A 22518-nucleotide genomic window follows, 5' to 3' on the forward strand; every position below is an offset into this window, starting at 1 on the left:
CCTTACCTAGAGAATCTTCTTCAAATTTTCATCCGAATGCTCCACTTCTCTGGAATACCGATAGACCAGCTCTGTCAGTTCATCCAAATCCAGCATATATCCATTTCTCACCCAGCGTGCCTTAAAAAGTTCCTTAATGAGGAACACACTCTCCATCGCCATCCGCGCTTTTGCATAAATCTTTTCATCATAGACGGCACCACAGAAATAAGTAAAAAGGAAATAGACCATAAGCTGTTCCAGTTGAATGTCCATATCCGGCATCTCATTTTTCTGCCATTTTGCAAACTGCTCTGTCAGTTCTCTGTATTTTTCTGCACCGTCTGCATATAAGATTTCCTCGGTTTCCATAAGAACCGTATCCCAATCCTCCCGCAAAAGTTCCAATTCGTACAGCTTCCGAAATATCTTATGGGCATAGTAATACTGCTCCAACCGATTCTCATATGCCATAAAATATTCATATTTCTCTTCCACGAATTTGCGCGTTTTTTCCGTCTGGTACCGTTTGATCACTTCTTCACAAGAAAACATTTCCTCATGATTGATCCGAACCTGCAGATCATGCGCCATTCCCATAATGAGACCGATTCTTACAGCTAGAGAAATGCTTCTGTTCTGAAGAATCTCCAGCATTTTCTCCCTTGCATCTGCCAGAATAGAATACAAAAACGGATCAAAATCCTCGTATTCTTCTTCCCCTTCTTTTTCATAAGTAAGAAATCGAACCGGTTCTTTTCGGTTCATCAGCATTTTTGCCACTTCCGGACAGGATACGGAAAGTGTAATTTCCCGAATGTTTTCAAACTCTTCCACATGGCGCGGATACAGTCTGCAGGTTTTGCAAAGGCTCTCTTTTCCTAGATTTGAATACAGATCACAGAGATTATTTTCATTTAAAAACGCACATCTTGTTTCTTTATCCTGCCTGAAGGTTTCCTGCATAAAGTCCACGGAAGCGAACATTCTTTTGCGGAACCTCCCCTTCACCTGACCGTATTTTCTTAACGATTTCCTGTCGATCACAATCTGCCAACCGGCACAGCAGGTATCCTCACACTGATCTGCTGTGCAATAAAATTCTTTATAATAATCAGGTATTACATAACGCATTCTACTTCTCCTTTTCATGTATCACAAAATGATTCTTTCTCACCGTGAGAATCCCTTCTTTTTCCATCATTTTCAGTTCGTGTGACAGCACGCTCCTATTAAGCCCTAAGTAGCTTGCCATCTGTTCTCTGTTAAAATCGATATCAAATTCATTGCTTTTATATCGGATCATCTGGATCTTCAAATATTTTTCAATCCTTCCTCTTGCACTTTTTGCGGATAGGATTTCGATCTTTCTGTACTTTCGGATGTCTTCATTTGCCAGAAACTGTACCGTCTGCTGGTATAGGAAAATCCGATCGCTTTCCGGGAGATATCCTTCCTGCTCCAGATATTTTACAGGGAACCAGAAAATTGATGCCTCTTCAACAGCATAAACTGAATACGGACTTGTTTTTTTCTGACTGATTGCAATTTCCAGTCCTACTACATAAGAAGGGAGCAGTTTCTGGACCATCTGCTCTGTTCCATCAGGATAGTATTGGACCTTGCACAGTTCACCTGATATCAGGATTCCGATTTCATGAAGCACCTGTTCTTCTTGGATGATCATTTCATTTTTCGTATATTGGCGCAGCTTTCCATTCAGACTGCGAATCGTTTTCTCGGCACGTTCTCTTTCCAGATTCCGAAATAGAATGCTTTGGAAAATTTCTTTTTGAATTTCTATGTCTTTTTTGTCCATAATATTCTCTCCCCTATCGTTTGTATTATAGCATAGACTATAGAACGAAATTCACACTTTTTTCATTTGTTTAATAATCTGTAGTATGCTATACTCGTTTTACTTGGAAATATCGATTGCAGCTCTATATTTTCAACGCCGTTCGGCAAATCATTCAACTTTATTAACCTATTTACTAATTTCAGACTCTATAATCCTTTGCGAAGTTACATTGCTATTTTTTTCCACGATTGTTATAATACATTATAGAAATTTCTGAATTCTTCTATTGCAGAATTTTCACAGCAAGCTGCATTCGTTCCGATTATGGTTTCTGCAGAAAGGAGAACCTATGACAAATAACCAGAATGAAAGTGCAGTGAAAAATCGTATTGTAAAAGATAACGGGGCAAAACTTATTGAAAGGGATACCCAAAGAATACTTTGATAATCTGGCAGAAAATACCCCGGATTATTTTTTAACATTGATCAGTAAGATTATTGCTGAACTTATGAAATCTGAATAAAACATAAACTTGGGATTTCCACTTTAATAATTTCTAAATTCATCAAAGCGGGAACCCCAAGTTTTTTTAATATACAATACCATTTATGGCAAAATATGCCAATGGGCGCTGGTCGTGACAAATGCAGCGTCCCCTATCTCACTATTTTTTCGATGCGGCATGGAACCGATTTCATAGTCGGGAATCCTGTAATTGGATCATTGTAATCCAGGCTTGTCAGTTCATTTACATTTCCTATTTTCCATGCTTCTGGCATATATGCACTTCCGCCGCCATGGGGAATGTGAATACAATGACGCGTCATGCCCGCCAGTCTGGTTTTGAATGTTCCTGTACCAAATGGAGTTGTCACTTGTGCCCAGTCTCCATCATCAATTCCCAGTTCTTTTGCATCTTCTGGTGAAAGATCCATATATGGATAAGGTTCTACTTTAGCAACACCCGGAAGGTTTGCGCCAAATACGCCCATTCTATGAAGACTTCTCGCACCTGTTGTCATTATGAATGGAAATGCCGGATCATTCATTTCCGGAATAGAACGTATATCGGTGTATTCCGGATATGGTGTAAATCCGTTTTCTTCTAAAAGAGTGGAACAGATTTCAAATTTTCCTGATGGAGTCGGGAAACCTGGCTGTCCGTCTGCACGAAGTCCGCCTGTTACATATTTTTTATAAATACGAGGAGGCTGTTTTTTTCCAGATCCAAAATCACCGGCATACGGCGGCATTTCTTCGCAAAGCCACTTCTTCAATTCTTCGACATTGGATGGATAATCATCACCCACACCAAGTGCTTTTGCAAGCCGTCCGAGAATGATACAGTCATTACAGCTTTCTCCTACCGGAGATATGGCCGGTTCCATTAACTGAATCGTTCCATTTTCATCTACATATGGTTTATAGGTTTCAAACAACGTACATGCCGGGAAGATTACGTCAGCATAGCGGGAATCTTCGGTTGGATATCGGTCTAATACGATCAGACAATCCAGTTTCTTATATACTTCCCTCCATTTCTTGCTGTCCGGGAACGTAAGCGCAGGGGAACCACCGGCAAGAATCAACGCTCTAATCGGATAAGGATCATCTTCCAGCACTGCTTTCGGAAAACGTGCAAACTGTCCACTTCCCATAAATTTGTAGAACATTGGGAATTCGCGGGTGCCGACCAGTTCTTCTTCCGGAAGTTCTTTTGGTTTAAAAGTAGGAAGTCCTTTACAGTTAAAATAAATACCTCCTTCTACGTCCAGCTTGCCCGTGATCGCCCATAATGTAAAAATAGCACGGTTATTCTGGATTCCGCTGAGCTGATATTCCAAGCCAGTATAAGAAACCAGTGAAATTTTCTCTGTTGAACAGAAGATATCAGTCAACTCGTTAATCATATCAAGAGAGACACCACACCATGCAGAAAGCTGTTCGATTGTCAAAGTGTCCAGATATTGTTTGAATTCTTCAAAGCCGCGCGTGTAATCGCGTACAAATTCTTTATCATAGCGTCCTGAATCAATGATGAGTTTTAACATTGCCAGAGCCAGAGCTCCGTCAGCGCCTGGGACAACCGGGATCCAGAGATCCGCAAGTTCTCCGATTCCTGTTTCACGCGGATCTATAACAATCAGTTTTGCGCCTCGTTCCTTTGCCGCTTTGATTGCCTTTAGTGCCATCTGTGGACCGTCATCTGTAGTGGAATTCTTCCCCCACGCGAAGATGTAATCACTATTTGGAATATCCTGTACCATCATACGAGTACCGATTCCCACGGTTGTCATTGGTGTGACCATGCTGGAAGCCATGTTGCAGATAGAAGCCACGTTGAAATCATTTGGTGAACCAAGACGTTTCATAAGACATGGCTTTGTTCCATTATTTAGAATACGACCGATCGGCATTCCAAGAACCCCTCGGCCAAGATAAGACGCCAGCGATTTTTTTCCATATTTTTCAGCTGTTTCGCGGATTAATTGAGCCGCATATTCAATTGCTTCTTCCCATGTGGCACGACGGAATTTTCCTTCTCCTTTTTCCCCATTCCGGATAAGTGGATATGTAAGACGATCCGGGCTGTACAAGAGTTCCGGGGTAAGTGCCCCCCGGACGCAAAGACGTCCTTTAGCTGATGCTTTATCTGGTTCTACACGTACAATCTTGCCATCTTCAATGGTGACATTTACCTGACACCCTCCCTGACACATTCCGCAAATACGATTTACTATCATATGTATTACCTCCTTTTCCCCTTTTGTTACATCATATGATGTTGGGATCAAAAGCTTTTGACCCCATGATGCTTACGGATTTCTTCGCGTTTCACGCTCCCGAAATCCTAAAAACATTCGAAATCCGCACATTTTTCTGCGAAAAATGGCTAGTTTCTCATGTTTTACGGGTCCCAAAGTCATGCATTTTCATGCAGGCATGAAATGCATGACCTTTTGACCCTAGTATCATCATATCATAGAAATATGATTTTGAGCAGAGTATCATTTTATATTTCGTCGTAAATATTCTATGTTCTTATTGGAAAAAAAGATTAATTAAAATGTAAACAAACCCGCCAATGGGCGCTGCTCGTGACGGATGCAGCGTCCCCTATTTAAGTACCAGTACTTTCTCATGCGGTACTACAAGCGCTTTCGGCATTCCTTTTTCATCGATTTTATCATACAGATTCCGCTGGACGAACCAGCAGATGTCCTCATTTCCTGCTTTGGATTTTATGAAATATTTTCGTTCAAATGGGCACTCTACCATGTTCCATTGTTCGACTGGAATTACATTTTCCATAGTCCCATTCCAGATTGGAATAAAATCGTGGGCTCTGATTCCAATAGATTTTGCCTGAGCAGGAATATCTCCTTTTAGTGTGATTCCCCATTCAAGGATATCGTATTTACCGTCACTTGCTTCAGATATCTTAACGATATTCTTGCATCCGGTGAGTCTTGCTGCGGCTTCCCACTGTGGGTTATCGAAGAGTTCTTTTGTCTTATCCATGCAGATTCCTTTTCCGTTTTCCATGATCAGAATTTCTTCGCTGAAGCTGTAGATTTCATCACGGCTATGGGATACGAGTATTGCTGTTCCATCGTAATCTTCCAGTAGTTCCAGTAGTTCTCTGAGCATCCGGTCCCGAAGGTGGGCATCGAGAGCCGAGAATGGTTCATCCAGAAGGATGACGTCCGGTTCGTATACCATGATTCTTGCAAGTGCAACTCTTTGCTGCTGTCCTCCGGAGAGCTGCCCGGGAAGGTGTTTTTCCAGTCCCTGTATCTGGAAACGTTCCATCATCCGGTGCACTTTTTCCATTTTTTCTGCTTTTTTACCGGTAAGACCTGCTGCTATATTTTCTTCCACCGTCATAGTCGGGAACAGTGCATAATTCTGAAAGAGATATCCTACTCTTCTTTGTTGTGGTTTTAAGTCTATTTTTTGATTGGTGTCAAGTAGAATCCGACCGTTTATGTTTACATATCCTTCGTCCGGGCGCTCGATTCCGGCAATGCTTTTTAAGGTCAGGCTTTTTCCGCAGCCGGATGCACCAAGGATTCCGATCCGTTTGCCCTTGCTTTGCATACTCACATCCAGGCAGAATCTTCCGAATTCTTTTTTGATTTTAATATCGATAGCCATCCTTTTCCTCCTGATTTGTTATCAGTTTCTTATTACTGCCTTTTCTTACCAGTGCCTGATGTTCTTCATCTTCTTGCCGGATACCAGATTCATGAGTACGACGATTGCAAATGCGATCACCATCACAATTACGACCCATACACCTGCTGTCAGGAAGTCCCCATCCTGAATAACCATAGCGATTTTCTGGGAAATGGTTCCGGTCTTTCCGGGGATATTTCCCGCAAGCATGGAGGTTGCACCGTACTCCCCCATAGCTCTTGCAAAGGTAAGTACCGTTCCTGCTGCCACTCCGGGACCTGCCGCCGGTACGACAACTTTCCAGAAAATCTTCCGTTCCGACATTCCAAGCGTCCGCGCTGCATAGATTAAGTTTACGTCTACCTGTTCAAATGCTGCTCTGGCATTCCGGTACATGAGCGGAAATGCAATCACGGTTGCTGCGATCACACATCCTGTCCAGGACTGTACAATTTTAATGTCAAATGTCGTATAGAGATATTCTCCCACCGGTCTTCTGGTACTGAAAATCAATAATAAAATGAATCCTGCAACGGTTGGCGGAAGCACGAGAGGGAGTGTAAGGATCCCGTCCAGAACCGCTTTCACTCCCGCTTTTGCATACATACATTTTCGCGCTGCATAGATTCCAAGAAAAAAGGAAAGGATTGTCGCCGCCACTCCGGTCTTCAGCGAAATGAATAATGGGCTGAAATCCAGAGATGTAAGTATTTTTCCTATTTCTCCCATGCATCTGCTCCTTTTACTCTACATTTGTGTCAAAATAGTAGCTGTCAAATACCTGTTTTGCCTCATCCGATGTGATAAATGCGAGGAAATCAGCTGCCGCCTGCTTCTCGGCATCATCTGCTTCTTTATTTTCAACCTGGCAGACTGGATAGATTACATTTCCTGTCAGATCATAGCTTACTTTTTCAAGAATGTCTAATTTATCTTCATATCCATAAGTATCTGAGTAGTAGGTTGTTCCAACTTCACATGCACCTTCTGCAACAGCGATGAGAACTTTACTTACATTAGCCTGTTCACTGATTTCCACTCCGCCGAGTGCCTGGATAATTTCTTCAGTGGTAATAGCGGATACATCATCAACCTTATTCAGAATTCCAAGATTTACAAGTGCCTGACGAGTATATTTTCCTACCGGAACGCTTCCGCCTGCAAGTGCAATGCTCTTTGCTTTATTCAAAGTCTCAAGACCTGTAACTTCTGTACCACTGTCCTTTAATGTAACGACAACTACCTGGTTATTTACAACATTTTTTCTGGTTCCATCTACTACAAAGCCATCGGCTTCGAGCTGATCCATCTGTTTCTGTGCTGCGGAGAAGAAAATATCACATTCATATCCTTCTTCAATCTGTGTAAGCAGGGTTCCTGAACTGTCTGCATTAAATGTAATCTTCACTTCCGGATGCTCTTCATTATACTGCGCTGCCAGATCTGTCATAACGGTATTTAAGCTGGCTGCGATAAACACCTGAATTTCTACCGGCTCTTTTGTTTTCTCTTCCTGATCTGTCTCCTGCTCCTCTGTGTTCGCAGTTTCAGGCTCTGACTCTGTTTGAGCTCCGCATGCTGCAAGTCCCGCTGACATAGCAAGAATCATTGCTGCAGCTGCCAGTCTCTTTCCAATTTCTCTCATTTTCATAATTTTGTTTCTCATTTTATATTTTATTGTCTTGCACACTCACCTTCGCTTCCTCTCAGGATTCCAAGTCCGTGAGAGAGCTCCGGTAAAATGAATTCAAGAGATTCTTTGACTGCTTTCGGGCTTCCCGGCAGATTCACAATCAGTGTGCCCTTTCGTATTCCCGATTCTGCTCTACTGAGCATAGCCCGTCTGGTGATCGTCATGGAATATCCGCGGATTGCTTCGGCAATTCCTCGTGCCATCCGGTCACATACCGCAATCGTTGCCTCCGGCGTGATGTCCCTCGGAGAAAATCCGGTTCCGCCTGTCGTAAGAATCAGGCTCACCTGCCTCTGATCGGCAAGGCGCTTCATCTGACGCTCAAGTCCCACTCTTTCATCCGGAAGGAGAATCGTCTCCACCACATCGTATCCGGCTTCTTTTAACATTTCGCAGATGAGCGGTCCGCTTTTATCTTCCCTTTCTCCGGCAAAGCCTTTATCACTTAAGGTAATCACAGCCACTGTAAATGGCCTTTCCTGCTCCGGCGGAATCATTTCGATCTTATCACCTTTTTGAATATGCCCTCCGTGAAGCACCTTTGTAAATACACCTTCTCTCGGCATGATGCAGTCACCCATTTTTTTATAAATCTCGCAATGACTGTGACACTCTTTTCCAATCTGGGTCAGTTCCAGAAGGACTTCGCCAATCTTAAATCTGGTCCCCACCAGAAGCGCCCGCAGATCATACCCTTCTACGATGAGATTCTCGCCAAATGCGCCATAATCTATTTCTGCTCCTCTTGCGCGGAAATCTTCAATCTTTTCCACTGCAAGAAGGCTGATCTGGCGATGCCATTTACCGCCGTGGGCGTCTCCTTCAATGCCCCAATCCTCCAAAATCTGCGCCTCCGGTATTTCTTTCTTCTGCGTTCCTCGCTTTTCGCTGATACAGATTGCTTTTATCTCTCCCATATTTTATTATCCTCCTATCAAAGCCATTTCGCGCTGCTCCGTAATCATTTCCTTCTGTTCAAACTGATGCGATACCGGTTTATTTGAAATCGCAAGTACCAGCAAATGATTTACTTCTTCCATGTCTCCTGCTCTGAGTGCTTCTTTAATGGATAAGCTCTCATCAAAACACAGGCATGCTTTTATATCACCCGTTGATGTCATGCGGATCCGATTGCAGCTCTTGCAGAATTTGCCATGAATTGCACTGATAAATCCGATACTTCCTTCAAATCCCGGAACAGAATAATAGATTGCCGGTCCGTTTCCATGTACACGTGTATCGGGCTTTAATTCCCCGTATTTTTCTTCCATTTTTTTCAGCAGCTCTTCATTATAAACAGGCTCAAATTTTTTTCCATATCCGATTGGCATCATCTCGATAAACCGGACATCCAGCTTTTTATGATGTGCAAGTTCGGCTAAAGCCTGCCATTCCTTTTCGTTCTGCCCTTTCTGAAGAACCGAATTGATTTTCACCGGAATCTGAAGTTCCAGTGCTGTCTCAATTCCATCCAGCACTGCCTTAAGTTCATCCCTTCCGGTAATCTCTTCAAATCTTTTTTCGTCCAGAGTATCAAGACTGATATTTACAGCATCCAATCCTTTTTCCTTCAGTTGTTCTGCGTATTTTGAAAGGAAAACTCCGTTTGTCGTAAGTGTAACCTTTTCAATCCCCGGAACCTTCTTTAGCATTCCCACAAGCGTAGGACATCCAATTCTTGCCAGCGGTTCCCCGCCTGTCACTTTTATTTTTTTAATTCCCAGTGTTGCCGCTTCTTTGACTACGGCTTCTATTTCTTCAAACGTCAGTATTTCTTCCATCGGGATCCAGGAAATTCCTTCCGGCATGCAGTACCGGCAACGCAGATTACATCTGTCTGTGATGGAAATTCTCATATAATCGATTTCTCTTCCAAAACCGTCCTTCACTTGAGTTTCCTCCTTTTTTGTGATTCGTTCGGTTATCAGCCAAAAACTATATCAATTCAAGAAGTACGCTCACGACGCCTCCGCAGACCATCCCTTCTTCCTCTGCGTCCGCGCCTGTCATATCCACCTTACAAAGAGCGATTTCGGGGCCTTTTCCTGCCGCCATCAGAAGTGCCTTCTGTGTGACATTCGCCTCCATACATCCTCCGCCTATCGTACCGATACATTTCCCATCTCTAAGAACCAACATTTTGATTCCGACTCCCTGTGGTGCAGAACCTTTTCTCTTTACAATCGTTGCCATGACTTTCTTTTCTGGATAATCCTCCCGATCCAGAACCGCCTTCACAATTTCTTTCGTATATCCGCAGGTTCGTTTCTTTTTATTCTTCACTTCGATAATCTCTGCCATGATCGCAACTGCAATTTCCACCGGTGTCTGTGCTCCGATGTCAAGGCCGATCGGTGTATATACTTTGTCTAATACTTCTTTATCAATTCCTTTTTCTACAAGCGTCTGCTTCACCATCGTGGTTCGGCGTCTGCTTCCTATCATCCCAATATAGGCATGTTCTTTCTGAGCAATCTTTTCAAGGCAAACCTGATCGTATCTGTGACCGCGGGTTACGATTACAAAATAAGTGTCTGAATTTCCTTCCACTTTATCCAGTCCTTGTTCAAATGGTTCACATATCACGTTCGTTGCCCCTGCGCGTCTTGCATTGTCAGCAAAAGTCGGTCTGTCTTCCAAAACCGTCACTTCACATCCCATCATGACACCTAGTGTAATGACAGGAATCGATACATGACCGCCTCCGCAGATGACAATTTGCTTCTCCTGACCCAGAACATCACAAAATATCTCACGGCCTCCAAGAAGAAAAGTTTCTGTTTCATTCCGTTCTTGGATTTCCTTCTTATATTCCCGGAAAAATCCATTTTCTCTGCTCTCCCAGACGATATTTCCATCTACTAATAAAGCCTTTTCTCCGATATTTTCTCCGTCCAGAACGGTCAGAACGCTTCGAAGCCTGTTCACATCTGTCTCTTGTATTGCCTCAAATAATGCTCTCATTTTCTACATTGCCTTTCCAAATCCACAATTTGGGAACGTACATACAGGACATGAGAGGCAAAGTCCTCCTTGTCCAAGTAGATTTAGATCTTTGGCTTTTAATTTTTCACCGGTCATGATTCTAGGAAGAACCAGATCGAAAATGGTCCGTTTCGCATACATTACGCAGCCCGGAAGGCCCATTACCGGAATTGCACCATCATAATATGCCAACATGAACATGGCTCCCGGAAGCACCGGTGCTCCATATGTCACGATCTCGGCTCCCGTATTCTTGATGGCAAGCGGTGTCCGGTCATCCGGATCCACACTCATTCCGCCCGTGCAGATCACCATGTTACATCCTCTTGCAATCATTTCCATGATCGCTTCTGTGATTTTCACATGATCATCGTCACACAGAATATGTTCCGCTTCTTCAATTCCATATTCTGCGATTTTCTCCCGGATCACCGGGGTAAATGTATCCTGAATTCTTCCTTTAAAGATTTCGCTTCCCGTGGTCACGATACCGACTTTTTTCTTCTCGTAAGGTCTGACCTGAAAAATCGGTTCGTCACCGCCGATCTCTTCCGCCGCCTTCATCTTGTCCTCATGAATCACAAGCGGAATCACTCTGGTTCCTGCAATCTTGTCTCCCTTTTTGATTGGGAAATTTCCATGACGGCTTGCAATCATAATCTCACCAAGCGAATTGATCCGGTTCAGTTTCTCCACATCAATTTTCAGCACTCCGTCAATATCTGCAATCAGTTCGATTTTTCCTTCTTTTACATCTGAGGGGTGCATATTACTTCCCTGACAGATCTTTCGAAGGATCTCTGCCGCTTCATTTTCATGCAGCATTCCTTCTTCCTTTTCCCAAATATACAAATGCTCTTTTCCTACAGACAGAAGAACCGGAATATCTTCTTCCTTCACTACATGCCCTTTCCGAAATACGGCATCCTTCGTGACTCCTTTAATGATCTGTGTAATATCATGGCACAGAACCTGTCCTACAGCATCCTCTGTTTTTACTAGTTTCATCTTTTTTATCTCCTAAATCTACTTTGTACGTTCTCATTTCCCGAAAACAGTATAACAAAACCGTACATAAAATCATGTTGCCCAGACAACTTTTTATCGATTTAATCCTGCTTTTTCCAGCAGTATCCCTAATATTGTCTCGATTTCATCCAGTCCTGTCATCTTTTCTTCTTTAAAATGTCCGTCCTCCCAATCGCTTACGATCAGAAATCTTCCCTCAGGATTGGAAGCCGGCTCTCCTGATATCTCCCTGCGGATCACTTCTATTTTCGGATAAGTACTGTTCTTCATTCCCTCAATCAGAATAAGATCCGCTTTCGGAAACTGTGCAATCATTTCCTCAGGAGTTTCCCTGCAGCCTTCTTTGTATACGAAACTTCGATATTTTGAAAATACCGCCGTTCCATACGCACCGGCTTCGCGAATCCGGTAGCTGTCCGTTCCGGGTATATCACACTCAAAATCATGTCCGTCGTGCTTAATAACCGCCGTTCGGATTCCTTTTTCCGAAAGAAGCCTCACAAGCCGCGTGATCAGTGTCGTTTTTCCGGAATTTTTCACACCGCATATTACTGCGACAAATGGTTCTTTTTTTACAACATCACCACACATACCGTCTCTCCTTTTTCTATCTTAGGAGTTCCCGCCGGAATCTCAATCAGGCAGTTACAACCACACATACTGCTTAGAATTCCGGAATCATTTGAACCATCTGCGATTTTCACATGGCCATCCGCGCATCTCGCTCTGACATAACGTGTGACATGGCTCATTTTCAAAAATTCACTGTCACATACTGCCATGATTCTCTTAATGGCAAGGTCGTATCTTCCGGACATTTTTGCAAGTACCGGGCGGATTAAAAGCTCCAGATTTACAGCCGCACCATACGGGTTTCCCGAAAGACAAATGAGCGGCTTTCCCTGATAGAGTGCACAAAGGGTCGGCATTCCGGGCTTAATCTGTACTCCCCAGAAGAGCTTTTGACAGTCCAGAATCTGAAGCACTTCATGCATGATGTCTTTCTTTCCTACTGATACACCTCCTGTCGTAATCAGGATATCGGCATTTTCGGCAGCTCTCCGGATGTGTCCTGCGACAATCTTTGCATCATCTTCTGCCCTTCCCTGATAAGTAACCTGTACTCCCCAGGACTTCAGGCGCGTGACACAAGTATATAGATTCGAATCATATATTTTTCCCGGAAAAAGCTCTTCGCCGGGGAGCATGAGCTCATCTCCGGTTGTCAGCACCGCCGCGCGCGGCGCTCTGTAGATTGATATCTTCTCCATCCCAAGACTTGCCAGGACTCCCGCTTCTATCGAACCAATTACCATTCCCTTTGTCAGAAGCTTCGCTCCCTTTTTGTAGTCTTCCCCTTCAAAGCAGTAATTCTGGTATGCTTTGATCTCTGCATAGATTTCTACCGTATCTTCTCCGTAATCTGTATCTTCCTGCCCGATGATGCAGTCGGCTCCTTCCGGAATCGGCGCACCGGTCATGATTCTAACGGCCAACCCCGGCTCCACTTTTTTCTCCGTCACATGACCGGCATCCACTTCATCGATCACACGCAGCCTGACCGGTCTTTCCCTCAAAGCTCCCCGGATATCCTCGCTTCTTACTGCATATCCATCCAGGGGTGACCTAGAAAACGGAGGCTGATTTCTTGTCGCATAAATATCTTCGGCAAGCACCCGTCCTACGGCATCCCACAGAGATATTTCCTCACATGCAGTGATTTTCTCCGTATGACTGAGCAGAATTTCTGTAGCCTGTTCTAACAGTAACCTTTCCATTTTCCTCTCCTTTTTTAAAGTATTATTCAAGTACACCTCAGCGTACTTGCTGCGAGGTGCGCGTCATGCTTTGCATGACACAATACATCTGCGCACCTCTGCAATCCGCCGGAGGCTTTATCTTCTTTCAAGATAAAAAAAGGCAGCAGAAAGACATGAAAGTCCTCCTACTGCCGTTTATGCACAATACGACCACTTCATGTTCTTTTTTTCAAATAAGGAAGGCCTTCACATTTCTATTCGGACCCCGGGGATGAGAGATTCATCCCGGCTTGGCATCATATCTCTTCGACTTAGATGCTTTCGCTCAAAGAACACTTATATTATATCATATTTTATTATTGGGGAACATCCCCTAATCATTATTTTGCTTTTTTATCAGTACCGGGGACGTTCCTTTTGTAATGCATGACCTTTTGTCCCTTGGCTCATAATATCATTGAACATCAATAACAGAAAGCATTTTATACTCTTCCATAGTATTCACATTCCGCAACATCCTGGCAAAATTTTCATTCTCAGTCACATCTACATATAAAATATGCATTTTTTCAAATGCATCTCTGATTTTATAATTTCCCGATAAAATCTGCCGTTCCATCACCTGTGCAACACATTTCCGGTAAATCGCTGCCAGCGGATGCATTCTTCTTTCCAGTACCGGCATGACACCGTCATATATGATATGCTCCTGTTTTCCCGCTTCGTCCATCTTTGTTTTCAGATAACGGAACAATTCGATTTTCAAAAATGGCATATCGCACGCGGCAACCATCACTTCATCCGACTCACACGCTGTAAGTCCGGCATGTATTCCGCCAATTGGACCGCAATCGGGATAAATATCCCTCACAATCCGGCAATTCTCATACGTTCCATGGACCTTTGCTCCGTAGGAAATCCAGATTGTATCTGCGTCTTTTGAAAATTCATGTATCATTCGGGTGGTAAATGTCTCATTTCCATAGAGAAGATCTCCTTTATGTCGCCCACCCATGCGGCTGCTTTTTCCGCCTGCAAGCAGTAATCCATCCATATTCTATCACCTTATCTTTTCACGTCCTTTAGAAAGTATAGCATATTCTGACTCCGAGCAGATACATTTTTGCAGAAATTCAAGACTCACCGCCTAAAGAGGCGGAAGTCATCTCCCATCTGATATTACTACGACACATACACCCTAATCCGATCCGGTCTTGCCGCACAGATCAAGGTAAGACGATATTTCTTTGCCAATTCTACTGCTTCTGCCGTCGGAACCGCCTTACAAACTGCTATGGGTATCCCGGCGCGTATCACCTTTTCAGCCATATCTGAGGGCATTCTTCCACTGGAATACAGCATACATTTTTTTAAATCTATTTCATGTAACAAAGCATAACCAACCACTTTATCGATTGCATTATGACGGCCGATATCTTCGCAGGCAAATATTACTTCCCCCTCTTTTGCAAGAAAGCAGCTGTGTGTTCCCCATGTTTCGTTGTGAAGTGGCATTCCTTCTGCAAGGATATCTGCCAAATGGAAAATCCATTCTTCTTTCCACTTGACAGGCGAAACCGGGGACAACTTTTTACACTGCTTTTCATTCCATGCATCATTTTTCATGGTAATCGTTGCAATTTTCCCATCGTTTCCTATATGAATCTTCTCTATTTCATCTACCTTCTCTATGATTCCTTCTGTTCGAAGTCTTCCAAGGACAGCTTCCGTAAGATACTGTGGAGTGCACATCGTATGAAGAATAAGCTTCTCATTGATGATAATATCTATTTTTTGTTCTCGTAAAATTCTCGTATTTTCCTGATATCGTTTTCCTTCCCGACTTATATACAGACACTCACTCTTTTCTGTTAACGGTCCCTGTTCATATTGATTCATTACTTGCATGAAGTCTTCCTTCCTATCATGTCAAATCCTGCACTATTTGCAAGGAAACCGGCACCATACAGGCACCGGTCTCATCATACTTTCAAGTACGTCTCAGCGTACTTGCTGCAAGGTGGGAGTCTCATCTTCTTTCAAGATAACTTTTCTACTCTAACGGCACAGACTTTATATTCCGGTGTGCTTGAAATTCCGTCCAATGCATCATTCGTCAGCCAGTTCGCACCGCCTTCGATGTAGTGGAACGGCATCCAGCACTCACCTTCTCTGGTCTTTCCTGATACACTCGCTTTCACCTTGATTCTTCCTCTTCTGGAAGAAACAGCTACCATCTCGCCATCTGCAATACCAAGTTTCTTAGCGTCTTCATTATTCACTTCAATGAAAGATTCGCTGGCAATCTGATTTATTCCTTCTGTTTTATCCGTCATTGCGCAGGCATTGTAATGGTACAAGATACGTCCGGTCATCAGTACAAGCGGATAAGTTTCATCCGGAAGTTCCATGGATGGTTTGTATTCTGCCGGCCTGAAATATCCAAGACCTCTTGCGAATTTACCCACATGCATAATCGGAGTTCCAGGATGCTCCGGATTCGGGCATGGCCACTGAAGTCCTCTTCCCGCCACTTCTTCGCTGTCCAGACGGGCATGACTGATGCCGCCAAATGACGGGGTAACAGAAGCGATTTCGTCCATGATCTCTGCCGGTGTCAGGTGCGGCTGCGGATATCCCATACGGTTCATGATCTCCGTAAAGATCCAGGTATCCGGTCTGGTCTCGCCTGCAATCTCAACAGCTTTTCTGACACGCTGTACACGGCGTTCTGTATTGGTAAATGTTCCTTCTTTTTCCGTATAAGAACGTCCCGGAAGAATTACATCCGCAAGCTTTGCGGTCTCCGTCATGAACAGTTCATCCACCACAAAGAAATCCAGAGATTCCAGCGCATGGATCACGTGACTGGTATTCGGATCTGTTCTGACCGGATCTTCACCGAAAATGAAGAGTCCTTTGATCTCTCCCGTGATCATCTTCGGGAAACAGTCGGTCGCTTTGATTCCGACATTCGGATTCAGCTTTGTATTCCATGCTTTCTCAAACTTCTCCACAATACCCGGTGCAGCGATATTCTGATATCCCGGGAACTGATTCGGAGCGGCGCCCATATCGCAGGCACCCTGTACGTTATTCTGTCCGCGGATCGGATTTACACCGCATCCCGGACGCCCGATCTTTCCGACCATCATCGCAAGATTGGAGAGTGACATAACGCCCTCTGTACCGGTATGATGCTCTGTAACTCCCAGACAGTAAAGAATCGGTGCGCGATCTGCCGTTGCATACATTCTTGCCGCCTCTCGCAGAAGATCTGGATCAATACCACAGATTTCCGACACACGCTCCGGAGTGTATTCCTTAACAGCTTCTTTCATTGCTTCAAAGTTCTCGGTCCTCTCTTTGATAAATGTCTCATCCGTCAGGCCTTCTTCAATAATAATATGCATCATTCCGTTCGCAAACGCAACGTTTGTTCCCGGTCTTAATTTCAGGTGGATATCCGCCTTCTTTGCAAGATCGATCTCACGCGGGTCAGCTACGATCAGCCTGGTTCCTTTCTCCACCGCCTGGCGGATCTGCATACCGATGACCGGATGTGCATGTTCCGGATTCGATCCAACGAGCATGATCACATCGGATTCGTGTGTGACATCGTAAATCGTATTTGTCATGGCTCCTGAGCCTAATGTGGTTGCCAGCCCGGCAACAGTAGGAGCATGTCAAACACGCGCACAGTTATCAGTATTGTTGCTCTGGAATGCAGTTCGCACCATTTTCTGAAGCATATATACATCTTCATTGGTGGAACGTGAGCAAGCAAAACCGGCAAGTGCCTCACCTCCGTAATTATTTCTGATTTCGGTAAACTTTTCGGCAACCAGGTCAAGTGCCTCATCCCAGGTTGCACGCTCAAATTCTCCCGTCTCTTTATTCTTGATCAGCGGATAACGGATCCGTTCCGGAGAATCCACAAAATCAAAAGAAGCACTTCTTCCTTTTACGCATAACAGGCCGTGATTGGATGGACCGTCCGCTCCCTCTACATCAACAATCCTGTTATCCTTCACGATCAGATCCAACTGGCATCCTGTCGCACAGTGCGGACAGGTTGTACGGACCTTTTTCGTCTCCCATGTCCGGTATTTTTTCTTTCTTTTCTCTGTGATTGCTCCTGTCGGGCATGCCTGAGCGCAGTTTCCACAGGATTCACATAATGTCATATCCCAGTCTTCTCCGAACGGAGCCTCGATGATATTGAACATTCCTGTCTTTCCCAAAGTAATTGCATGTCTGCCTGTCATCTTTGCGCAGGTATTTACACATCTCTGACAGTGGATACAAAGTTCCGGCTGGTAGCTTAAGAACGGATGGCTGTCTTTAGCCGGACGTTCAATCTTCTTTCTTGTTCCAAGATAAGAGGTTTCCTCGATTCCATATTCGTTGCAGACATCCTGAAGTTCACAGCTTCCGTTCTGCGGGCAATAAAAACATCCTCTGTGGTGATTGGAGAGCAGCAGATCGAGTACCATTTTCCGGGCCTCCACCACACGTTCGCTCATGGTCTGAACGACCATGCCTTCTTTGACAAGTGTATTGCAGGAGGTCGGCAGTTTATCCATACCTTCCACTTCTACTACACACAGACGGCAGGAACCGATCTCATTTACTTCTTTCAGATAACACAGTGTAGGAATCCTGATTCCAACGGATCTTGCTGCTTCAAGGATCGTTGTTCCTTCCTGCACTTCTGCCTGAATTCCGTCAATTTTCAGATTAATCATTCGTCACGTCCCCCTTTCAGTACACCGCATCCGAAGTGATCGCAGCGCAGACATCTTCCGGCCTCCTGCATTGCCTCCTCATGGGTATACGGATTTTCCACATGCTCAAAATCATGCTTTCTCTCATATGCCGGACGTTCAGTAATGTTGGCACGTCCGGTCGGAATTCGATTGTTTTCTTTTGGACTTGGCACTGTGGCTTCACAGTTCAGTTTATGATGATAACCGAGGTATTCATCAATATTATGTGCCGCAACTTTTCCGGCTGCTACAGCCCGGATTGCCGTAGCAGGCCCGGTTGCGCAGTCTCCTCCGACAAATACTCCGGGAAGATTCTCCACTGCCGTATCCAGGTCGGCCTTAAATACACCGCGTTCTGCCTCCATTCCGAATTCTTCAAACGGACGGCTCACGATATCCTGTCCTACCGCGATCAGGATAACTTCACACGGAATTCTCTCCGGATCTTTTTTCGCATCGACCGGACTCGGGCGTCCCGCACGGTCATACGGTCCGATCATCTGCGGCTGCACGATGAGTGCCGAACAGTTTCCTTCGGCATCTTTTTCAATGCTCTTCGGAGATTTCAGCGTCAAAAGCTCGATGCCTTCCATTACAGCCGATTCAATTTCCGTATCCAGCGCCGTCATGTCATCCTGACGTCTTCTGTAAACGATACGCACATCTTCGGCGTTGCATCGCACTGCACTTCTCGCCGCATCCATCGCCACATTTCCTCCACCGATGACCACTACATTTTTGCCGGTATAATCCGGAATGTTTCCATTCCCGATCCGATCCAGCATCTCCACTGCGGATTCCACATTTCCCGCATCGCTGCCTTCCAGGCGAAGACGCTTCCCTGCCTGTGCACCGATCGCCACGAACATCGCATCGTATTCTTTATGTATTTCTTCAATCGGAATCTCGGTTCCGACTTTTGCTTCGTACTTGACTTCAATATCTCCTGCCGACAAAATCGCACGGATATCTTCATCCAGCCGGTCTTTCGGGAAGCGGTAATTCGGGATTCCATACCGAAGCATTCCCCCCAGAGCTTTCTGGCGTTCAAAGATCGTCACTTTATGTCCCATAAGTCCCAGGAAATATGCTGCAGTCATACCGGCAGGACCGCCTCCGATGACTGCCACCTTTTTACCGGTTGACTTATTCGCTTTCGGAACCGCAACTTTATCTGCCGCAATCTGATCCACCGCATATTTCTTGAGTCCGCGGATATTGATGGAATCGTCAATCAGATTTCTCCGGCATCTCTGCTCACAAGGATGTTCGCAGATCATGGCACAGGCCGTCGGAAGCGGGTTGTCCTTACGGATCATGTTGATCGCCCCCGCATAGTCTTCCTCCCCGATCAGCGCAATGTATGCCGGGATATCCACATGCGCCGGACAAAGATTGATGCACGGCACCTTCTGTCCCATCTCGCCGGGACAGACATGGTCTTTAATATGGCTCTCATATTCTTCCCGAAATGTATCCAGTCCCTGCAGCACTTCAATAGCTGACTGATAGCCAATCGCACAATCCGCCGTATCCCGGATCATGGTAGCCAGCCGTCTCATATGCTCCAGCGTCTCCATGGTAGCATCACCTTCCAGGATGCTCTTCAGTAATGTTTCGAGCTGCGGAAGCCCGTCACGGCAGGGAACACATTTTCCGCAAGTCTGGTTCTTTGAAGCCGTAAGCAGTGAAAGCTGTACGGTCAGCGGACAGGTTCCCGGCGGATATACTTTTACTTTTGTCTCAAATTTTTCCAACAGCCTGCCGATTTTTACGTCACAGCTTTTTGGATCCGCAAGAAAAATCTTACTCATTTCCTTCCCTTCTTTCTCTTTCATCTTCCTATTTCTGATTATTTCTCAGTTCAAGTACGCCTCGGCGTACTTGCTGCGAGGTGCGCGTCATGCTTTGCATGACACAATACATTTGCGCACCTCTGCAATCCGCCGGAGGCTTTATCTTGGAAGGAGATTGTACTCCCACCAAGACATATTTGTCGCAACTCACCACCTATAGAGGTGGGAGTCTTATCTTCTTTCAAGATAAATAAACCAGTAAACACATCCGACACAGATACCGCCGCCGACAATGTTGCCGAGCGTAACCGGAATCAGATTCGTTCCCAGGAAATTCCCCCATGTGATCACATCCAGATTTACGCCTGCCGCCGCTGCCGCTTCCGCATATGCCGGAACTCCTTTGGCAAAAATACCGGCTCCGATATAATACATATTTGCCACACTATGCTCAAATCCACAGACCACAAAGATCATGATCGGGAAAAACAGACCGATGATTTTGCCTGCCACATCTTTTGCAGCAAAGGAAATCCATACAGCAAGACATACCAGGAAATTACAGAAAATTCCTCTGATAAATGCATCTCCAAAGCTTAACGTACATTTTCCCGCTGCAGTAGAGAGCACAGAAACCGCCATTCCGTTATCGAAAAGACTGATCTGGTGAGAAAACACCACGCCAGCTGCCACAAGAAGTCCTCCGATAAAATTACCAAGATATACAACCACCCAGTTCTTCAGCATTCCGGACACCTTGATCTCCTTTTCCAGAAGCGGGATCGTAAGCAGACAATTCCCGGTAAACAGTTCACTTCCCGCAAGAAGCACCATCGTAAGCCCTCCGGGGAAGATACATGCTCCTATCAGCTTTCCGACCGAGGCAGGTTCCACGCCTACTGCCGCCGTCGTTGCTCCCACACCTCCGAGCGCGATAAATGTTCCGGCCATCACGGCCATAAGAAGCATCTTCGGAATCGGTGTGTTTACTTTTCCTTTTCCGATATTGATATAGTTTTTGGCTATTTCAGCCGGTGAAAATAAATTCATTTTCTTTCTCCTCCCTTTTATCAATTTTTTTAATAATTCTGTTTGTAAATATTATTGTATAAGAGGTATAACCAGATTTCAAGAAAAGTTATTTTCTAGACAAGTAAGTTATTTTTGTGACATTTTACAGTACTAAAACAAGACCACTGGACATTTTGAAAGTATACATAGTAGCGAAAAAAGGTCATCTGACACGACCGATGACCTTTACTTCTTATGTTCTTTTATTTTTTTCGTCTCTACAATGCTGCACACGCTCTTTCCGATTATCCTGGCTTTATCTGAGATCAGGAAACAGTTCCTGCGGTCAGGTCTTGCATCGATATCACCAATTTTGAGTCCTTTCTTTACTTCTACTCCTTTCTGAAGCATTCCTCTTACGATTCCCGACATTTTTGCGGTCACCGATATTCCCCCAGTCTTTGCGACAATCTGCCCTTTCTGAACCAGATCACCAATCTGTACTAATGGTTCCATGATCCCATCCGCCGACGCACTTACTAGTCTCTCCCGGGTATAGCCTCCGACTTCTCCGGGAATCCCTGTATTCGGAGCCGCAGTTCCTTCTGTAATAATTCTTCCAAGCTCATCTCCTCTTAGAGTCTCAATCACATAATGACAATCTTTTCCTGCATGGAATCCCGGACCGATTCCAATCACAAGAGGCGCATCCTGAATCGAAGTGCCCAGATTTCTTTTTGCCATAATTGCATCCACCAACACATCTGGAAGGTACTCACCAATTATTTTAGCTTTTTTATCTACAAGAACAGGAATATTCCCATTCTCCACTTCCAGGTCGATCTCTTCCAGATTGCTGACCAGAACTGCTTTCGCCTTTTCAACCTGTGCTTCCCCTTCGTATACCGCACGCGAAAATGACACCATCCTTCTAACTGCAAGCGGAATCGGGATTTCCGTCATCACGACCTCATGTCCTGCTTCCCATAATTCATATGCAATCCCAGTTGCCAGATCTCCTGCACCTTTTATCAATATCCTCATCTCATTATTCTCTTCTTTCTTCAGCACCATCCGATTCCTTTTATTTTCAAACACCGTAATAACATTATGTACGCCTTTATCAAAAAGTGCAAACAAAACTTATATTCTTGTGAATTTTTTGTCGACTCCAAAATCATTTTCTCATTTGCATAGCAACAAAGAGGGGCACGGCTCTCATCGCCGTGCCCCCTCTTACTATTTTGTGTTATCTTTCATAAATAATATATGCCGGATTATGCAAAGTAACAGATTTTTCGAACTTTTCTTTCATTTCCTTCCGTTCTGCCTTATCTCTCTTCTTTCCATATTTATACCAGTACGAAACTCCTCCGAGAAGAACAAAAGCGGCACAAGTTGATAAGATTTCTGCAATCGCCAATGATGTCATAATAGTTACCTCCGAGTTAATGCTTTATTATTTCTTTATCTAACGGCTATTCTAGTACTCATTTTCCTTACAGTCAATTCTTA

The 22518-nt window shown here is 44.5% G+C and carries 19 protein-coding genes and 1 riboswitch; all 19 genes read right to left on the reverse strand.

All coding sequences use genetic code 11. From position 1 onward, the window contains the following. Positions 1-6 precede the first annotated feature (6 nt). On the reverse strand, positions 7-1113 hold the full coding sequence (gene fliB, locus ACTNA4_RS04135) for a flagellin lysine-N-methylase (protein ID WP_441028660.1): 1107 nt from the start codon (positions 1111-1113) through the stop codon (positions 7-9). Between the two features lies 1 nt (position 1114). Further along, the gene (locus ACTNA4_RS04140) at positions 1115-1798 is read right to left on the reverse strand and encodes a Crp/Fnr family transcriptional regulator (protein ID WP_441016605.1); all 684 of its coding nucleotides are present in this window, start codon (positions 1796-1798) and stop codon (positions 1115-1117) included. 639 nt (positions 1799-2437) lie between these two features. Then, positions 2438-4525 carry a molybdopterin-containing oxidoreductase family protein gene (locus tag ACTNA4_RS04145; protein ID WP_441016608.1) on the reverse strand — a complete coding sequence of 696 codons (2088 nt, stop codon included), beginning with the start codon at positions 4523-4525 and terminating at the stop codon, positions 2438-2440. Positions 4526-4898: 373 nt separating this feature from the next. Next, positions 4899-5939, reverse strand: coding sequence for a sulfate/molybdate ABC transporter ATP-binding protein (locus tag ACTNA4_RS04150; protein WP_441016611.1), 1041 nt, complete (start codon positions 5937-5939; stop codon positions 4899-4901). A 45-nt stretch (positions 5940-5984) separates the two neighbouring features. After that, on the reverse strand, positions 5985-6689 hold the full coding sequence (gene modB, locus ACTNA4_RS04155) for a molybdate ABC transporter permease subunit (RefSeq protein ID WP_441016614.1): 705 nt from the start codon (positions 6687-6689) through the stop codon (positions 5985-5987). A 13-nt stretch (positions 6690-6702) separates the two neighbouring features. Further along, positions 6703-7611, reverse strand: a complete 909-nt coding sequence (modA, locus tag ACTNA4_RS04160) for a molybdate ABC transporter substrate-binding protein (protein ID WP_441016617.1) — start codon at positions 7609-7611, stop codon at positions 6703-6705. Between the two features lie 23 nt (positions 7612-7634). Then, on the reverse strand, positions 7635-8570 hold the full coding sequence (locus ACTNA4_RS04165; RefSeq protein ID WP_441028662.1) for a molybdopterin-binding protein: 936 nt from the start codon (positions 8568-8570) through the stop codon (positions 7635-7637). A gap of 6 nt (positions 8571-8576) precedes the next feature. After that, on the reverse strand, positions 8577-9542 hold the full coding sequence (gene moaA, locus ACTNA4_RS04170; protein ID WP_441016623.1) for a GTP 3',8-cyclase MoaA: 966 nt from the start codon (positions 9540-9542) through the stop codon (positions 8577-8579). 46 nt (positions 9543-9588) lie between these two features. Beyond that, positions 9589-10617, reverse strand: a complete 1029-nt coding sequence (locus ACTNA4_RS04175) for an XdhC family protein (RefSeq protein WP_441028664.1) — start codon at positions 10615-10617, stop codon at positions 9589-9591. 3 nt (positions 10618-10620) lie between these two features. Beyond that, on the reverse strand, positions 10621-11646 hold the full coding sequence (locus ACTNA4_RS04180) for a molybdopterin-binding protein (protein ID WP_441028666.1): 1026 nt from the start codon (positions 11644-11646) through the stop codon (positions 10621-10623). Between the two features lie 93 nt (positions 11647-11739). Further along, a complete protein-coding gene (gene mobB, locus ACTNA4_RS04185; RefSeq protein WP_441024137.1) occupies positions 11740-12258 on the reverse strand; it encodes a molybdopterin-guanine dinucleotide biosynthesis protein B in 519 nt (172 codons plus the stop codon). Next, a complete protein-coding gene (locus tag ACTNA4_RS04190; protein WP_441028668.1) occupies positions 12240-13445 on the reverse strand; it encodes a molybdopterin molybdotransferase MoeA in 1206 nt (401 codons plus the stop codon). The genes mobB and ACTNA4_RS04190 overlap by 19 nt, the downstream gene beginning before the upstream one ends. Before the next feature lie 188 nt (positions 13446-13633). After that, positions 13634-13770, reverse strand: a riboswitch (molybdenum cofactor riboswitch). A gap of 111 nt (positions 13771-13881) precedes the next feature. Then, positions 13882-14481, reverse strand: a complete 600-nt coding sequence (gene mobA, locus ACTNA4_RS04195) for a molybdenum cofactor guanylyltransferase (protein WP_441024139.1) — start codon at positions 14479-14481, stop codon at positions 13882-13884. Between the two features lie 128 nt (positions 14482-14609). Then, positions 14610-15335, reverse strand: a complete 726-nt coding sequence (gene fdhD, locus ACTNA4_RS04200) for a formate dehydrogenase accessory sulfurtransferase FdhD (RefSeq protein ID WP_441028670.1) — start codon at positions 15333-15335, stop codon at positions 14610-14612. A 131-nt stretch (positions 15336-15466) separates the two neighbouring features. Then, a complete protein-coding gene (gene fdhF / locus ACTNA4_RS04205; RefSeq protein ID WP_441028672.1) occupies positions 15467-18175 on the reverse strand; it encodes a formate dehydrogenase subunit alpha in 2709 nt (902 codons plus the stop codon). Next, positions 18172-20010: an NAD(P)-binding protein gene (locus tag ACTNA4_RS04210; protein ID WP_441028674.1), complete on the reverse strand. Its 1839-nt coding sequence runs from the start codon at positions 20008-20010 to the stop codon at positions 18172-18174. The genes fdhF and ACTNA4_RS04210 overlap by 4 nt, the downstream gene beginning before the upstream one ends. A gap of 213 nt (positions 20011-20223) precedes the next feature. Next, positions 20224-21042 (reverse strand): formate/nitrite transporter family protein, encoded by an 819-nt coding sequence (locus ACTNA4_RS04215; RefSeq protein WP_441028676.1) that lies wholly within the window; start codon positions 21040-21042, stop codon positions 20224-20226. A gap of 207 nt (positions 21043-21249) precedes the next feature. Then, positions 21250-22077, reverse strand: coding sequence for a selenium-dependent molybdenum cofactor biosynthesis protein YqeB (gene yqeB, locus ACTNA4_RS04220; protein WP_441024146.1), 828 nt, complete (start codon positions 22075-22077; stop codon positions 21250-21252). A gap of 175 nt (positions 22078-22252) precedes the next feature. After that, on the reverse strand, positions 22253-22435 hold the full coding sequence (locus ACTNA4_RS04225; protein ID WP_427806297.1) for a hypothetical protein: 183 nt from the start codon (positions 22433-22435) through the stop codon (positions 22253-22255). Between the last annotated feature and the right edge of the window lie 83 nt (positions 22436-22518).

Origin of the sequence: Bariatricus sp. HCP28S3_A7 (assembly GCF_052066375.1) — a bacterium.
Classification (GTDB): Bacteria; Bacillota; Clostridia; order Lachnospirales; family Lachnospiraceae; genus Allocoprococcus.

Coding starts and splice junctions, on each gene's coding strand:
- fliB (WP_441028660.1), bottom strand. CDS start 1,113: ATGCGTTATGTAATACCTGATTATTATAAAGAATTTTATTGCACAGCA.
- ACTNA4_RS04140 (WP_441016605.1), bottom strand. CDS start 1,798: ATGGACAAAAAAGACATAGAAATTCAAAAAGAAATTTTCCAAAGCATT.
- ACTNA4_RS04145 (WP_441016608.1), bottom strand. CDS start 4,525: ATGATAGTAAATCGTATTTGCGGAATGTGTCAGGGAGGGTGTCAGGTA.
- ACTNA4_RS04150 (WP_441016611.1), bottom strand. CDS start 5,939: ATGGCTATCGATATTAAAATCAAAAAAGAATTCGGAAGATTCTGCCTG.
- modB (WP_441016614.1), bottom strand. CDS start 6,689: ATGGGAGAAATAGGAAAAATACTTACATCTCTGGATTTCAGCCCATTA.
- modA (WP_441016617.1), bottom strand. CDS start 7,611: ATGAAAATGAGAGAAATTGGAAAGAGACTGGCAGCTGCAGCAATGATT.
- ACTNA4_RS04165 (WP_441028662.1), bottom strand. CDS start 8,570: ATGGGAGAGATAAAAGCAATCTGTATCAGCGAAAAGCGAGGAACGCAG.
- ACTNA4_RS04175 (WP_441028664.1), bottom strand. CDS start 10,617: ATGAGAGCATTATTTGAGGCAATACAAGAGACAGATGTGAACAGGCTT.
- ACTNA4_RS04180 (WP_441028666.1), bottom strand. CDS start 11,646: ATGAAACTAGTAAAAACAGAGGATGCTGTAGGACAGGTTCTGTGCCAT.
- mobB (WP_441024137.1), bottom strand. CDS start 12,258: ATGTGTGGTGATGTTGTAAAAAAAGAACCATTTGTCGCAGTAATATGC.
- ACTNA4_RS04190 (WP_441028668.1), bottom strand. CDS start 13,445: ATGGAAAGGTTACTGTTAGAACAGGCTACAGAAATTCTGCTCAGTCAT.
- mobA (WP_441024139.1), bottom strand. CDS start 14,481: ATGGATGGATTACTGCTTGCAGGCGGAAAAAGCAGCCGCATGGGTGGG.
- fdhD (WP_441028670.1), bottom strand. CDS start 15,335: ATGCAAGTAATGAATCAATATGAACAGGGACCGTTAACAGAAAAGAGT.
- ACTNA4_RS04210 (WP_441028674.1), bottom strand. CDS start 20,010: ATGAGTAAGATTTTTCTTGCGGATCCAAAAAGCTGTGACGTAAAAATC.
- ACTNA4_RS04215 (WP_441028676.1), bottom strand. CDS start 21,042: ATGAATTTATTTTCACCGGCTGAAATAGCCAAAAACTATATCAATATC.
- yqeB (WP_441024146.1), bottom strand. CDS start 22,077: ATGGTGCTGAAGAAAGAAGAGAATAATGAGATGAGGATATTGATAAAA.
- ACTNA4_RS04225 (WP_427806297.1), bottom strand. CDS start 22,435: ATGACATCATTGGCGATTGCAGAAATCTTATCAACTTGTGCCGCTTTT.